General features: G+C 60.2%; 10 protein-coding genes and 1 pseudogene. 6 read left to right on the forward strand and 5 right to left on the reverse strand.

Annotated elements, in window-relative coordinates; translation table 11 throughout:
- The first annotated feature begins 378 nt into the window (after positions 1-378).
- The 3 genes and pseudogenes from ABH933_RS29110 to ABH933_RS29120 all read left to right on the forward strand — a co-directional run bounded on the left by ABH933_RS29110 (position 379) and on the right by ABH933_RS29120 (position 4,836).
- The gene (locus tag ABH933_RS29110; protein WP_429415594.1) at positions 379-2,562 is read left to right on the forward strand and encodes a GmrSD restriction endonuclease domain-containing protein; all 2,184 of its coding nucleotides are present in this window, start codon (positions 379-381) and stop codon (positions 2,560-2,562) included.
- Between the two features lie 233 nt (positions 2,563-2,795).
- A pseudogene (locus tag ABH933_RS29115) lies at positions 2,796-3,066 on the forward strand (transposase); the annotation flags it as partial.
- Positions 3,067-3,957: 891 nt separating this feature from the next.
- Positions 3,958-4,836: a hypothetical protein gene (locus ABH933_RS29120; RefSeq protein WP_429413389.1), complete on the forward strand. Its 879-nt coding sequence runs from the start codon at positions 3,958-3,960 to the stop codon at positions 4,834-4,836.
- Here ABH933_RS29120 and ABH933_RS29125 read toward each other — a convergent pair.
- From ABH933_RS29125 to ABH933_RS29135, 3 genes are all read right to left on the reverse strand, one after another.
- Positions 4,827-6,218, reverse strand: a complete 1,392-nt coding sequence (locus ABH933_RS29125) for a hypothetical protein (RefSeq protein ID WP_429413391.1) — start codon at positions 6,216-6,218, stop codon at positions 4,827-4,829. The genes ABH933_RS29120 and ABH933_RS29125 overlap by 10 nt on opposite strands.
- Before the next feature lie 629 nt (positions 6,219-6,847).
- The gene (locus ABH933_RS29130) at positions 6,848-8,320 is read right to left on the reverse strand and encodes a hypothetical protein (protein ID WP_429413393.1); all 1,473 of its coding nucleotides are present in this window, start codon (positions 8,318-8,320) and stop codon (positions 6,848-6,850) included.
- Between the two features lie 671 nt (positions 8,321-8,991).
- Positions 8,992-9,153: a hypothetical protein gene (locus ABH933_RS29135; protein WP_429413395.1), complete on the reverse strand. Its 162-nt coding sequence runs from the start codon at positions 9,151-9,153 to the stop codon at positions 8,992-8,994.
- Positions 9,154-9,660: 507 nt separating this feature from the next.
- On the opposite strand from ABH933_RS29135, the gene ABH933_RS29140 reads away from it, so the two are divergent.
- Positions 9,661-10,449 (forward strand): hypothetical protein, encoded by a 789-nt coding sequence (locus ABH933_RS29140; RefSeq protein ID WP_429413397.1) that lies wholly within the window; start codon positions 9,661-9,663, stop codon positions 10,447-10,449.
- Here the strand turns inward: ABH933_RS29140 and ABH933_RS29145 are convergent.
- Entirely contained in the window at positions 10,446-10,919 is a 474-nt protein-coding gene (locus ABH933_RS29145; RefSeq protein WP_429413399.1) for a DUF488 family protein, read from the reverse strand. The genes ABH933_RS29140 and ABH933_RS29145 overlap by 4 nt on opposite strands.
- Positions 10,920-11,064: 145 nt before the next feature.
- Positions 11,065-11,241, reverse strand: coding sequence for a hypothetical protein (locus tag ABH933_RS29150; protein WP_429413401.1), 177 nt, complete (start codon positions 11,239-11,241; stop codon positions 11,065-11,067).
- A gap of 291 nt (positions 11,242-11,532) precedes the next feature.
- Here ABH933_RS29150 and ABH933_RS29155 point away from each other — a divergent pair, with 291 nt between their 5' ends.
- Both ABH933_RS29155 and ABH933_RS29160 read left to right on the forward strand, forming a co-directional pair.
- A complete protein-coding gene (locus ABH933_RS29155; RefSeq protein ID WP_429413403.1) occupies positions 11,533-11,859 on the forward strand; it encodes a trypco2 family protein in 327 nt (108 codons plus the stop codon).
- 50 nt (positions 11,860-11,909) lie between these two features.
- On the forward strand, positions 11,910-14,902 hold a 2,993-nt coding region (locus tag ABH933_RS29160), incomplete at its 3' end, for a tetratricopeptide repeat protein (protein ID WP_429455155.1).

Consider the following 14,902-nt stretch of genomic DNA (forward strand, 5'->3'; position numbering starts at 1 on the left):
GCCGGACATCGTTCCGCAGCCGGAACAGCCGACGGGATCCTCACCGGTAGCAGCCTCGATCCGCCCTGTCGAACCGCCGCGCGGATCACCTCGATCCGCAGCCCGTCCAAGTGCGGGAACAGACCCTCATCGCTCCAAGATCAGAGCACCCGCGACATCATGAATTATCAACCGCCCCTTCGCATCCTGACCGGGTATGGAAGAGGCTCGCGGATGCTGGCGGCCGAGCCTCCGTGCCGAATCCACTGCGCGAGTTGGCGAAACGCTCGATGTCTGAGGCATAGCTGCCGTACGGTCGCAGGTGCATAGCAAACTCTTGTTGAAGGTGGCACCAGCTCTGGGGGTCTCGTGACTGACAGTCCGATTACCGGCATCGGGATGACTGTGGAGGGAGTCTTTTCTGCACGCAGGTACCAGTTGGATACATACCAACGTGACTACTCCTGGACTCGATCAGAAGTCAGGCGCTTGGTCGACGACCTTCGTCATCGTTTCATGGACAACTACCGGCCTGCCCATGAGCGTCGGAAGGTGGCCGATTACCAGCCATACTTCCTCGGCTCGTTTGTTTATCATGAAGATGAAGGTCTGACTTTTATAGTCGACGGTCAGCAACGAATCTCAACCCTGCACCTGTTCCTGATATTTCTCCAGTGCTTACTACGAGATGCAGCCCTTGATAATGACGCCGACAATCTGAACCCGCTAATAAAATCAACATCCTATGGCGAGTCGACATTTACGATTGACATCACCGAACGTACCGATCTTCTACAGCATGTATTCCAAGACGATGAATACACGCTACCCGCCAACGCCCCAGCCGGATCGAGGCGGCTTTGGGAGGCCGCCGATGAGCTGGATGCGATATTTCCTGCAGAACTTCGGGACGAGACGTTGCCATACTTTGTGGACTGGCTTCTCCGCAGAGTATGCATGGTGGGAATCAAAGCCTCAAGCCGCGAACAGGGTTGGGAGATCTATGAAGGGGTCAATGATCGTGGCGTACGCTTGGGGCCACTGGACCTACTGAAGAGCCTGTTGCTGCGCAGCGTTGTCGGCGAAACCTCCGGCATCGATAACCAGTGGCGTGTCATGATTACAGATCTGGCTGCTGTCGACCCCAATGCCCCCACGCGGTTCCTCAAAGCATTCTTCCTCGGTCGCTATGCCGAGACCGATGAGGATGCCGCAAGAATTGATGAACTATATGCTCAGCTACCAGAGTCCTCCGTGCAGGCAGGAGATTTCTACAGCTGGTTCCGAAATAATGTAGGAAGACTCGGAATCGTACGAACCGACCAATACCGCGATCTTATCACCAGTATGACCGAGTATGCAAAACATTACTGCATGCTCGAGCGTGCAGCGCAGTCCTATTCACCGGAACTTTCACATATATTCTTCAATCGCTATAATCGTATCGGAGGCCAGTTCGGAGCGATGCTTGCGGCCGTGAACAGAAAGGAGGACCCTGCCGATGTCAAACAGAAGGCAGAGCTGATAGGAAAGTATTTAGACCTCGTCTTCGTCTGGCGTTTCTTGACCGGCAGATCCATAGCAGAAGATGATCTCGCCGAGGTCACATGGGAGGTCGTTCCTCATCTACGCGCTGTCCCAGCAATCTCTGTTCGTGATGTCAGGGAGGTATTGGCCCGGCACGTCCGCTCCTTGGAATACGGATTTTCCAGCATGAGCACTCTAGGCCTGCAAGCGAGCAACAAGCGCCAGATTCGGTACATCCTGAGTCGACTGACAGCATTTGTTGCCGTTGGATGCAATGAATACGACGAGTCCAGTCGTTACCTCGCACAGGAGGTACCCTTCGAAATCGAACACATATGGGCAAACAAGTTCGACCGCTATCAGCAAGAGGTTGGAACCCGCCAGGCTTTCGATGCCCTCCGCAACCGACTCGGCGCCCTGGTACTACTTCCTAAATCAGACAATGCTAGCTACAACGATCAGCCCTTCGACCAGAAGGTTGCCTGGTACCAGCGTCAGAATGATCTCGCCGCTTCACTGCATCGCGACCACAGGAAGAATAACGCACCGTTCAATAGTTTTGTCCGAGCAAATAAGCTCGATAAATACTTCCGAGGTTATAATCGATTCGACACTAAGGCGATATCAGAAAGACAAGAGCTCTACCGCAAGCTCTGCGAGCTGATCTGGGCCCCAGAAATTTTTGGCGTCAAAGCCACTTCCTTCCCGCAGAAATCGGATCCGGCAACACGGCGGACAAGAGCTCATTACTCAGTAACAGTTAGCGACCTTATAGATATCGGAGCACTCGAACCCACGCAGAAGCTTATCGGACGTCGTCGCCGAGAAGTCTACGAAGCAAAACTATTTCCCGATGGCAGAGTGCAGTTACCAACTGGCGAGACATTCGGCTCCCTATCCGCCGCAGGACAATTTGTTCTCGGTGCCAAATCCTGTCAGGGATGGTCATTCTGGAGGGCAGAACAAGGTGACACCGAGATCACGTTGGGAGAAATTCGCCAAAAGGCGCTAGAGGCAGGACTCCTGGAACAGCCGACTCTAATTTCCCGCGATTAATACTCAATAGAAGTCAATGTATAAGCTCCCCCATACCGTCGGCCAGATTGCGGTCAGCCGAGGATTCGGCAGCCCGACAGACCAAAACCCGGCAGGCTGCCGTTAACAGGTCACTGTTCACCTGAACACGCAGCTCATTCCTGAAGGAGCGGGGCCGGTCAAGAGGCGGTGTGAGTCCCCCGGTGAGTCCGGGGACTTCATCTTCTGTGAAGGATGGAGTTGTGTCGTCGAGGATGAAATACCCGGTCGAGCTGCGTGAGCGGGTCGTGCGGATGTTCGCCGAGATCCGTGATCAGCACGAGTCGGAGTGGGCCGCGATGAAAGCGGTCGCCGACCTGCTTGGGGTGGGGACGCCGGAGACGGTCCCGTAAATGGATCCGTCAAGGCCAGGTCGATTTCGGTGCTCGGCCGGGTATCGCCAGCGAGGAGTCTGCGGAGCTGAAGCGGCTGCGGCGTGAGAACGCAGAACTCAAGCGCGCAATTCTGAAATCGGCCTCGATTTTCTTCGCGGCCGAACTGACCGGCCGGCATCCTTACCTTGGGCGCAGCACGGCCGCGATCCGCTACAGAAGACCGCCAGCTGTCAGAAGACCATCGGCACCTTGACCTCTACGCTGACCGGATACGGGCACCCCGCGGGCCGGTTGGGGGGCTGTGCCCGCTCCGCCAACACCTCGGCGGCGATGACCCGGTCGCAATGAACTGACCTCCTTCAGGTGACGGGCCACTTGGGCCGTGATCCGCGGCCCGGTGCATGAAGACAGATTGGGCGGGAAGGTGCTCTTAATCTCCGGTCGAGTTGTTGGCCTTCTTCGGTTTTGGGTTCTTTGGTCGCGGTTTCGCACCTCTTGATCGGAGTCGGTTCTGCCGCTCTTTCGGAGATTCTTGACTGAGTTCCCTGCCGATGACGGCGCTACGCTCATTTTCGAGACTGTCGTCTACTATCCCGCGAAGTTGGTCTCTGCTGACGCCAACTGTTCCAACGAGTCCGTGCTGGACCAGCTGGATGAACTGGCTGCCGACGAGGTGTCTGGGTACCTGCTTGTAGCCCAATACTCTGCCGGGCTGCTGCGGAAGCTTCCCGACCCCACCGCACTGCCGGACGGGCAGCATATGCACCCGCCCCGCAGCGACGCCACCAGGACAAACTGTCACCCCGGACTTGGTAGTGCACCCGAGGAAGCAATACCGTCAATCTCCTTGCGGTAGAGGCGAAGAGACACATTCCACGAGGTGAGGCACTCGAAGAGCAACTATAGAAGCTGAGCGTCTACGCCGACCAGCTCGGCTACATCGATCGCGTAGGTTCAAGGCAATGTCGATCCGCGAGGATCGAGGGCACGTATTCTGGTTTGCTCCGACACGAGGAGCGCTGCATCTTCGAGGGAGACGGACATGCCGCGTGATCTGGCCGATGTGGCGGTCGGCGAGCTGTGGGCGTATCGGCAGCGAGGAACCGACCCAGTCACCTGTGTGGAAGTACTTCGGCTCGGCACTGCCAAGCCACCGCGTGTGCTGGTCAAGTTCACCGACAACCGATTCGAGGGACGATCGGAATGGGTGCCGCCGGCACGACTCAAAGTACCGTGGGACCAGGCCGAAGAGTGGTTGGCCCGCGAAGAGCGCTGGGCGACCCTTCGTGACGGCTCTGAATATATTCGCGGCACTACCGAACACCATGCCCTCGACATGCTCGAAGACGATCTCCCTGGCTATGACCTCGTCGAATTCCTGTACAACAGCAACGCCGGCATCCTGCGGATCCACGATGTCGATGCGCTCGCCGAAGATCTCGGGCTCGACCGCGAGTTCATCGTCGGCGACCCGGCGTCGTTCGTCGTCGACGACGACGGTAGCCTGCTCGTGCCCTGGCGCGTGACCCAGGTCATCGCGAAAAGCCTCGCTCGTAAGTTCGCCGATGTCGTCGTGGCGCAGATCGAGCAGCGCGAAGAGGAAGCCCGACGCCACAACCAGTGGGGGTACGCATCGAGCACGGGCTGGATCAGCGCCGAAATCTGCGCAGAGGTGGACCAAGAGTTTGCGCCCGCTCGGGAGTTGGTGCGGCAGTGGTGCGGCGCGGACGCTCGTGATCGCTACGACGAGCTGCTTGCCCTGCGAGCCGAGGTGTACAGGTTGGGCGCACTGATCGAGCGAGCAGTCACCGCTCTACGTTCGTCGGGAAATGACCGCGACGCCGAGGCGATCGAACGTGATCTCGGCATCCCGCTGGAAGCTGTACGCCAAGCGCATCAACGCGACTCGGCTCACCAGTAGGTCCGCTCATCCGGCCCGTACGGACTCCAATGCCGCAGATACGGCCGAAGGTTCTCTGACTTCATGTCGATCTCGGGCGATGTGGCCGTACCGTTCAACGCCGGGTCGAGGCGGTCGGCATACTCACGACACCACTGCAGCCACCCGTCTACCGCAACCTCGGCGCCGGTCTGCTGTTCGCAGGCCGCGCAGAAGGCGCGGATCGCCTGAGCCCGTTGCCAATCGGCCAACTGCTTGTCGAGAGCCGAGATTCGAGTGTCCTCGGCCAACTGAGCACGCGCGCGATCCATCGCCGCCTCCCAATCGCGCCGACGTCGAGCCGCAGCCTCCTCGGCGGCGGCGTGCCGATCCTCTACCTCGCGCACGCGAAGCGGCACAGCGTCCAACAACGACGAGACGCGATCCTCGACACACCATCGTTTTCGATCCGCCCACCACCTGCTATACGGGTAGTTCGTATCGCCCACCTGAGTGAGCGACAGCACCAGCCGTCCAGAGGGCACCACACGCTTAACCGGCCGAAACCGCTGCCATTCATACACTTTCCGACCATTCGATTCATCTGGATCAGGCAAGACCTCGCGTTCCTCACTCTCCTCGGCAAGAGACACACAGAACACCAGGTTGCAGGCCGTGATTTCGGCGCCATCGGAACGGTTCTGCGCCCAGTCGACCGCGTATCCCCGCGCTGCGGCCTCGACCAGAATCGTGTGCATGATCCTCTGCGACCGCGGCACCAGCGACGCTGAGATGTGAAAAACCGCCGCGAGATCGGGCAAACCCACAAGCAGCGGATGCAGCTCATCGACCCGCTCAGGAACCAACACCCGACGGGCCTGGTCACTCTTGGCCGGATTGGAGTTCGGGTGAGTTCCAGCCACCAGCACTATCTCCAGGGCACCGAGATACGTTCGGCGTCTCACCAGGGTATGGCCGGTCGGCACCATGCCGTGACGCTTGGCGAAATCGACGATCTTGCGCCACTCGGCAACCGATTCATCGCTCGGCCGCTCGACCACCAACCGGCCGCCATTCACCAAGTCCGCAACCAGCTTCGCCGCCGCTGCCCGCCGATCTTTGGCCACCCGAACCGTAGCCGCCGGTGCCGACCGCCGCTTCGGTTCGGGCATCGCCTGCTTGGGCTTTCGCACACGCACTTTCGCATCGACAGCCCGGGGCTGGCCATCGTCAGCTGGGCGATCAGGATGATGCCCATGCTCGAGGTAGAAACGGCCCGCATCCGTAACCTCCGCCGACCACCCACCCCGCCTCGTGACGAGAACCAACCCGCGAGCCTCCAGCGCTCTCGCGGACACCTTCAGAGCAGACTCTGCATCATCTCCACGACCGCCAGCAGCGATCACCCGCAGCACTTCCAGCATTCGCGCGTTGAGCGGATCCCATCGACGCATAGCCCACAGCACACACCCACACCAGCAACCGTGCAATCCCCTGCCGATCCATCAGGTTCGGGCCATCGGCTCAATATCAGATGAGCCGCAGTACTCTATCGGCGATGAAGGTGGCCTGGAGCACACCAACCAGTGGTCCTGAACCAGCGCCCGCGCCCGATCCCGTGCCGCATGGACCGAAATATTTTGACGATGCCGGACCAACTGGCTTGTCATTGTGACGCGAAATTCCGCCGACCATAGAAATAGTCATCGCCGATCGCAAGGGAAATTATGAGCACCTGTGACGAACCAGCAGACGCCGATACAAACGGCAGTTTCAAGGAGGGTACATCTTCCAATTTGGACGTCGGATCCCTCCGGAAAAATTCGGTAGAAGTTACGGGCTGGGTATACATTCAGCCACGCAAGCGTGGCAATGACCGCCATTATACTGGGCATGCAACCCGGGTTCACGGCCCTGAATCAAGACGACTGCGGAATGAACTCGTGGACGTTGTCAAAGACCTTCTCGAATGGGCCTCCAGCGAGAAAGGTGGTAGGCGAGTCATCGACGCTGATGAAGCCGGATAAGCTCCCCGAAAATTCAACTAACCCAGTTACTCTCCTTCGTTCTCGGGCTGCACGTCGTCGTTGAGGTCGGGCTCGAATGCCAACGTCAGCTCTGCAACAGTCTCGCCGTCGCCGATCAAATCAGGTCTGAGACGCCGCGCGAATTCGATGCTCGCAGGTGATCGCGAGCCGACCCAACCGTCCCTCACGAGTCGAATGAACGTCTGGGAGTCGATGTACCGTGGCACGGCGAATTTGGTCGACGATGTAGGCGGACCGCTCGGGTATTGGCTTTTGAGAAGGTCGAGACAGTGGTCCGCCGGGATGTACAACCCTGGCAGCAACTCGTCGTCTTCGGGCTTCAACGGGATGGTCTCTACGAACTTGACGAACCCTGCAGTGTCGGAAAGCCGATAGACGTCGCCGATGCCCGAGACCGAAGGATCGGCGGCGAAGTCTGCAGTCAGGTCGACCATGCGACGCAGCTGGTTGTGAAGCCGCCGACCGCCGACGAAGGTGAGCTGTGCCGTGCGGTCTATGTCTTTGTCTCGCTCCTTCTTTCGGTTCTTTCTCCCCTTGAGGCGCCTGTACTGAACGAGGACGATGGTGGCAGGGCGCTCTCGGATGTAGAGCAGATCGCCTCCCGACACCCCCTCTCCATCAGGGAGGCGGTCGATGTTCTTGATCAACAGGCGCCTTCCGTGGTCCTCGAACTCGAACCATCCTGCGCTCGCGCGTCGTTGGCTCGTCAATCCAGGAACAACCGTCGAATCCTCTGTCAACATGTCCTGCTCGTAGAGAGCCCGTTCAAACCGCTCGAGTCGTGTCGGCACCTCATTCGCCGACCTAGCCGGGTCTACGGGCTGGGCCATTGACCAGTTCTGGAATCCGAATATTCTCAAGGCCGTCGCCATTCGATCGCGTCGCTCGGCAAGGGCCAAGCGCTCCTCGTCAAGCGGCTGTCTTGCCTGGCTGTCGGACTCTCGTTTGCTTCGTAGCTTCGAATCGAAGTCGGAGATGCGCCGGCGCAGAATCGGTTCGATCGCTGCGGACTGGCGTTCTGTCATCGGCCGGGTAATGCCGCCCAACGATTTCCAGATCTCGGTAGCGATTCGAGCGTCGGCGATCTCGTCGAGCACCTCATACAGGGGGACCGGATCGACGTGCGTCCACTCGTCTACGGTGATCGGTCGGCCGCCTTCAGGGTTGCTTGTGTGACCACGTACGCGGGCCATGCCGATGATGCCGAGGTCCCGCTCCGGATTCTCAGGACCCCGATAGGCGGGATCCCGCCGCAACAGCAGCGCTGGCGGCTGAACCCCTGTCTTCCAAGCCTTCTCGCTGAAATTGAAATGCAGATCGGGATCCGGCTTCCGGCGAGACGGTCTGAGCAGGCCGGAGATGCTGGGATCGCCGGAGATATCGCCGGTTCTGATCTTGTGGACATCCTCGGGAGTCAGGATGATGAAGCAGAATGTCTCCGGCCGGGCCCGGTGTGCCAGCGACTTGTTCGATCCCACCCCTCCCAAGGACTGATAAGCGCAGCCATACTATCGCTCTGGGGCAAGATCACCGAGCCACAATCGAAAATGCACCAGGGCCCAGCGAAACGCCAGTGCCGCAACTACATCCGATACATACTTCGGCTGCTCCGACCCGCAGCATCGCTATCGCGGTCTCACCACCCACCTCGTCCTGGGCTGTGGTTGACACGATGAAAGCTGTTGCCACCTCATGGATCTCGATCTGCTATGGTTCAGCAATCCCGCTCGTCTACACCCAGATCACCAGGCCGCCTCGGTCGAGACCTCAGTCGCAGACCGCGGAATTCGATCTTGCCGCGGACGGTGCTCCATCCGAAAAACCAAGAGACACAGTCAATCACGTATATTAGCCCGTGGTTCCATCGACTGAATGCGTGCAAGGACTCTTCGACCTCGTGTTGTCGCGCTGGCAATCCGGATCCCCCGCGGACCGCGATGGATCCACACCAGATCGAGCCTGACCAGTTCCATAAGGTAGCCCTCGTAACGCGCAAGCGTACTCGGCGCCTCCGAGGGTGCTGCCCCACGGAGCAACCGGGGTACCTCAACCTGCTTGCATCCGGCAACCAGAGACAAGAGCCAGTGCAGCCGCTCACGGCGCCTCAGAAGAGCGGTAATACTCCGGCCTCGACGAACTCCCTGTTCCATCAGCGCTTCCGTCCCAAGAGCACGCGAAGAACTTCCACCGCCATCTTGCGCCGTTCGCGATCACGATGAAAGACGGCACCGACGGTGGCCAGCAACACCGCGACGGACACCGGAACGACTACGAGGAGGGAGAGGAGACCAGTTGCAAGAGCGTCTTTCATGGATGACACATTGAATCTATGCCGTTGTGGTGGACAAGCTCCCACGCAACGGCTCTGAGTAAAGGGGGGTGCGACATGTTCCGCCGCTGGTCAATCGGTGTAAAAATCCAGATTATGATCCCCATCACCGGCGCATAGTGTCGCGGCGTGTCGAGTTCCGCCGACAGTAACGGGAACCACTGCAGAGCAGGAGATCACCCCACCCCAGAAGGAGCCATAACCATCTTGGACTCCTGTCGTCGATGCCGGAGGCTTGCTCGTTGCTGACCCGCTGATCCTGCCTAACAGGAGTCGCTAGTGCTTCTCTCTTCTGACACATGACTTCACCGAACTTGTTGTGACAACGCCCTACTCCACCACAACGGTTCAATCACTCGCCCCCGCAAAGCCGTTCCGAGTCGAGTTCTCGACCGTTACGCTATGTAGATGGGGGACAGCGAATTATCAGGCGCCACAAGCCGAATGAAGCTCAGGCAACCCCGCCCCGGGGACGAGACGGTAGAGGTCATGATCACCGTCAAGACCTACCCGAACCCGAGCGACACCTACGGCGAGACCGTCTGCGTCGCGGGCGTCAGGCTCGATCGAAAACATCCCGAGTGGATCCGTCTGTATCCGGTGAAGTTCCGCAATGAGGACTTCGACAAGCAATTCAAGAAGTACGAGGTCCTGCGTCTCAACGGCACCTACAGGCAACCCAACGACAACCGCCCTGAATCATTCCGGCCGCGCCAGGACGAGATGGAACATCTAGAGCTGTTGGACACGGGTAGCAACTGGCACCGGCGCCGGATGAACCTCGACGGCCTTATCGGTGCAACCACGATGTGCGGGCTCCTCACACAGAACCCTGTCGGTGGCATGGGCACCCCGTCACCGTCACTCGGATTGATACAACCGAGCGATGTCGAGGTCAGCGTCGTCCCGGGAGATCCTTGGTCCGCCGCAGAGCAGGCGAAGATCGAAAAGTCGTCTGCTCCCGATCTGTTCGGGACCTCACTCGAGCCGCTGGAACCGGCGCCATTCGCTGTGCGGTACAAGTACCGCTGCCAAGCGCCGAAGTGCCGCGGCCATGACCAGAAAGTGCTCGACTGGGAGGCAGGACAAGCCGGCCGACGGTGGCTGAAGTCCTACGGTGCCCCCCGAGCGCGCGAGATGCTCCTGGCAAAGTGGCGCGACACCATGCTCTCACCCAGCCGCGACGTCCACTTCTACGTCGGCAACCAGAACCAACACCGCCGATCGTTCTCCGTCCTCGGCGTCTGGTACCCCAAGACCGAGCTCGCCTTGTTCTAGACGTGCACCACAGCGGCATTGGGCCGGGCTTCCAGAAGCCTATGCACAACGATGTCCCGATGACACTCGGCGTGATCATGCTCGAAACACAGCAACGCCACCACGCCACCGTCGAGGAGCTCGCAGACGTGCGCGAGAGCCTCGGTCGCAGCGGCACTGTCGAGCAACTCGTGATACCGGGCGTGAGACTCCGGCTCACCAGCACGGAACCCTTCCCGGTTGCTCTTCGGATTGCCGAGTGCACGGTGGTGAACATAACCGATGCCCACCGCAGCGAGAGCCTCGGCAAGCTTCGTCTTCGACAACCCAGGTTTACGGCTCAGCGGCGTCAAGCGCACATCGACAAGCACCCGGACGTCTTGTTCGACGAGCTGGGCGACAAGAGCACCGACGGTCTTTCCCTCGTAGCCGATGCTGACAAGGGTTCCTTCCGTGGCGTCATACTCGGCGGCAGTGTCAGAGGCTCCCATGGGTCCCTATCGTGCATCAACCACCGCGATGCAGCACAACGGACCGCGAAATACGCCACAGGATCATCACCACACCTCGAGGCTGAGTGCGACCGGCCAACCGGCTGCCGAATCACGTGGTGACGGCGAAGAGATGTCCAAGCCGTCAGATTCGCTGTACCAGCGGCGCATCCCCCACCACCCCGAGCAGCCGGGGCAGCAGCACGGGATCTGCGGCGACACAACGGCTGGTGTCGACGATCAGCAGGGGGGCCGCCCAGGTGGAGCAGTCCAGGAAAGGTCGCGCGGATGTCCACCACTCGCTTTCAGATCGGGTACTCACCCACGATGACCAGGCGTTTTCCGGTTGCCCATGTTTTGTGTGTCCTGCCAGAGGCACCAACCTGCGACAGCTGGTCTACTTGCGCGGCCGCCCCCTGAGTGTCCCTCATGGCGATTCCCCGCTCACGGAGTCTGGCCTGCACAGTAGTGGCGTCCACACCCAGACGCGCTCCCACTCGGGCCAGGGACCAACCCAGCCCATGACTGCATAGCGAATCATGCATTGTCCTAACAGTTTTCGTCCTCCATATGGTCGTGTAGCGTGTCGGTTCCAAGCGGCGAAGAGGTGGTTATGGATATCGAGTTGGGGGACGCGGTCACCGCGTTGAGGGACGAGCTGCTGGCTGCGACGGCGCGGGGCGCTGACGAGGACATGCGCTTCGTGGTGGGGCCGATCGAGCTGTCGTTTGAGGTGGAGCTGCGAGCGGATGCAAAAGCCAAAACCGGATTCAAGGCATGGGTGGTCACCGGTGACGTAGAGGCGGGCGGCTCGCGGACGCGCAAACAGCGGGTCTCGATCACGCTGACCCCGAAGAAGCGTGGAGGCGGCGATGTTCTCGTTGGCAACGATATCCAGGTTCACCGACCGGGCGATACCTCCGCGCACATAGGTCGCTGATCAGATCTACCAGGTCAGCGATTGCATCTGCGGGGAAGGGAAGCTACGGGGTGCGCTGGGATCGGGTCTTGGGAGTATCGGGCTTGGCGGGTGGGTCGGGGTATTTGGTCGCCTCGCGGCTGGTTTTGACTTCAGCGCACGTCGTCGGTCCGGGTGCCCGTGATGTCGTTGTGTTCCGGCCTGGTCGGACGGAGCAATTCAAAGGAACGGTTGTGTGGTGCGGCGCGCCGGACGGCCGCACCGACGCTGCCCTCGTGCACGTCACCGCTCCGGACTGGCCAATCCCGGTGCTGGAACCTGTTCTGTGGGGACGCACTGTCACACATCGGCCGGGTATCCCATGTGTCATGTGGGGCCTGCCCGGGTTTGTGCAGTTGCCTGATGGCTCCGACGAAGTCGAGCAGCCGACCGGCACACTCAATCCCGGTGACGGGTACATCAGTGACCGGTATGTTGTAAAACTTGCAGGTACCCCGCCCGACGACGGCACCGCGTCCCCCTGGCGCGGGATCTCTGGTGCAGCCCTGTACTGCGAGAATTTACTTGCGGGAGTTGTCGCCGCTGATCCAGCCCATCGAGGCCATGCGGCACTGACTGCAGTACCTGCCTACATGCTCTTGCGCGACCCCGAATTTCGGAGCACAGTCGAACACTTCGCAGGTAGCGGTAGTTTGCGGTGCGAGTCCATCGAACTACAAACGCTGATGGACCATCAATCGCCGATACGATCCACAACCGCGATGACACCGGGAAGTTTGCTGGCCGCGCGGCGCGCGATCGTCCCGTTCCGTGGCCGACAACGCCTGCTGGCCGAACTGCGTGAATGGGCCTCGCAACTCGGCCTGGGGGTATGGCTGTTACATGGATCCGGCGGGCAGGGGAAGACCCGCCTCGCACACTACTTCGGAGAGCAGCTGGCTGACGACGGATGGGCCGTTCTATGGCTCAATCATCAGGCCACCGGCGACCAGTTGGTACTTCTCGGGCAGATGACTCTGCCGCTACTCGTGGTCGTGGACTACTCAGAGACTCGGGGTGATCAACTTGTCGCGCTACTGAACGAGCTTGCCAGCCGAAGAGCGAGTAGGCCTGTGAAAGTACTGCTTCTCGCCCGTGTGGTCGGCGATTGGTGGGAACAGGCAGTTGCGGGCAGCGAGTCTGCCGCCGGCGCATTGGAGCAGGCGCGAGTCACAATGCTGGCACCGCTAGAGGAGTCCCCTCCAGCACAAGAGCAGTCCTTCAGGGCCGCGGTGGACGCCTTCGCTAGCGCTCTATCCGATCATGACAACGCTGGCTCCGCCCATGCCACCGGTACCGACTGGACGGCCGCAGCGTCGGCGGTCCGATTGGCGCCGGTCTTCGAGCCAGGCACAACAGCATTGGGTGTGCAGATGTCGGCATTGGTTGAGCTGCTTGACACTGTGACACAGGACGTCGCACCTAGCGATACGGGCTTGGAGGATCGGTTGCTCGGGCATGAGCGCCGCTACTGGGCAACGACCGCCGCGATCCATGGCGTCAACATTCTCGGCCCGGCCACCCTTAAGGACATTATCGCCGCCACCATTGTGCTTGCCCCCGTCACCCCTCATGATCTCGACAGAGTTCTGACCCGTATTCCTGATCTGAAAGATCAGTCAAAGGTCCTGCACGGTAAAACGCGGGACTGGTTGATGAGTCTCTACCAGGGGCAAACACCAGACGTGTTCGGGGGGCTGGGACCCGACCGTGTCGCTGAACGGCTCATCGGGCGGCTCATGCTCGATCACACCCGACCCTGCATCATCGACACTCTCGCCACTGCGAGCACCATCACCAACACCGAAGCTCAACACCTGCTCACCGTATGCACGCGCGCCGCAACCCACCCCTCTCTCGTCGCGATCGGCAACCGTATTACCGCATGGTGCGAGACCCATCCATATCGCTTGATGCCTGCAGCGATCCATATCGCTACCCGAATCGAGGAACCAACCCCCCTAGTCGCTGCCGTTAACCACCTCACCGGTAGCCCCACCACGAGCACCGACATTCTCGTCTGTCTGCACGACAGCCTTCCCAATGAAACACGGGTGCTCGCCGAGGCTGCATTATCCGTGGCCCTAGTCCTCGCCAGACGCCGTCAAAATCACGCTAATCTGACCATCGACGATAAGAATCTATCTGCTGAGAGCCTGCATAACCTCTCTATCCGGTTAGCTGATGTGGGCCAGCAGAGACTGGCTCTGGGTGCCGCTATGGAAGCGGTCGACCTCTATTGGCAATTGGCCGGGCAACAGGGTGTCTCATCCCCGCCAAACCTCGTGATGAGCCTAAACAATCTGGCGATCCGACTCGCCGATATCGGCAAGCAGGAAGAAGCTCTGACTGTAGCTGCCGAAGCCGTCGAGCTTACCCGGCAGCTGGCTGCGGCCACGCCGCACGATGACCGGTACTTGACCAGCCTTGCGACTAGTACGAATAACCTCTCAAACCAACTTGCGGATATGGGTCGGCGAGAGCCCGCGCTGGCCGCTGCTCGCGAAGCCGTAGATCTCAACCGTCGGCTGGTCGCATTTCACCGTAACGGCCGCCTACTCGACCTAGCACGTCGCGACCTAGCAATAAGCATGAACAATCTCTGCAACCGGTTGGCGGATGTGGGCCGGCGAGAGGAGGCGTTGGCCGCTGCCTTCGAAGCAGTCGATCTCTATCGCCGACTGGCTACGCAGACTCCGGACGCCCACCTTCCCGGCTTCGCAACGGCGACGAGCACCCTCGCAGCTCAACTCGCGGACGGAGGTCGATTGGAAGAGGCGTTGGCCGCTGCTACCGAGGCAGTGGACCACTACCGCCAGCTGACCAGACAACATCCTGACAGGTTCCGTCCCGGCCTCGCCAGGGCTTTGAACAACCTTGCGGCCGATCTGGCGGACGCCGGTCGGCACGAGGAGGCGCTTGTGACGGCAACCGAGGCAGTGGACCACTACCGCCAGCTGACCAGACAACATCCTGACAGGTTCCGTCCCGGCCTCGCCAGGGCTTTGAACAACCTTGCGGCCGA

Origin of the sequence: Nocardia sp. GP40 (assembly GCF_050434125.1) — a bacterium.
Lineage (GTDB): Bacteria > Actinomycetota > Actinomycetes > Mycobacteriales > Mycobacteriaceae > Nocardia > Nocardia albiluteola.

Bases quoted from the DNA above. Each gene is read 5' to 3' on its own strand.
- ABH933_RS29120 (WP_429413389.1), top strand. From the start codon at position 3,958: ATGCCGCGTGATCTGGCCGATGTGGCGGTCGGCGAGCTGTGGGCGTAT.
- ABH933_RS29155 (WP_429413403.1), top strand. From the start codon at position 11,533: ATGGATATCGAGTTGGGGGACGCGGTCACCGCGTTGAGGGACGAGCTG.
- ABH933_RS29125 (WP_429413391.1), bottom strand. From the start codon at position 6,218: ATGCTGGAAGTGCTGCGGGTGATCGCTGCTGGCGGTCGTGGAGATGAT.
- ABH933_RS29145 (WP_429413399.1), bottom strand. From the start codon at position 10,919: ATGGGAGCCTCTGACACTGCCGCCGAGTATGACGCCACGGAAGGAACC.
- ABH933_RS29135 (WP_429413395.1), bottom strand. From the start codon at position 9,153: ATGAAAGACGCTCTTGCAACTGGTCTCCTCTCCCTCCTCGTAGTCGTT.
- ABH933_RS29110 (WP_429415594.1), top strand. From the start codon at position 379: ATGACTGTGGAGGGAGTCTTTTCTGCACGCAGGTACCAGTTGGATACA.
- ABH933_RS29140 (WP_429413397.1), top strand. From the start codon at position 9,661: ATGATCACCGTCAAGACCTACCCGAACCCGAGCGACACCTACGGCGAG.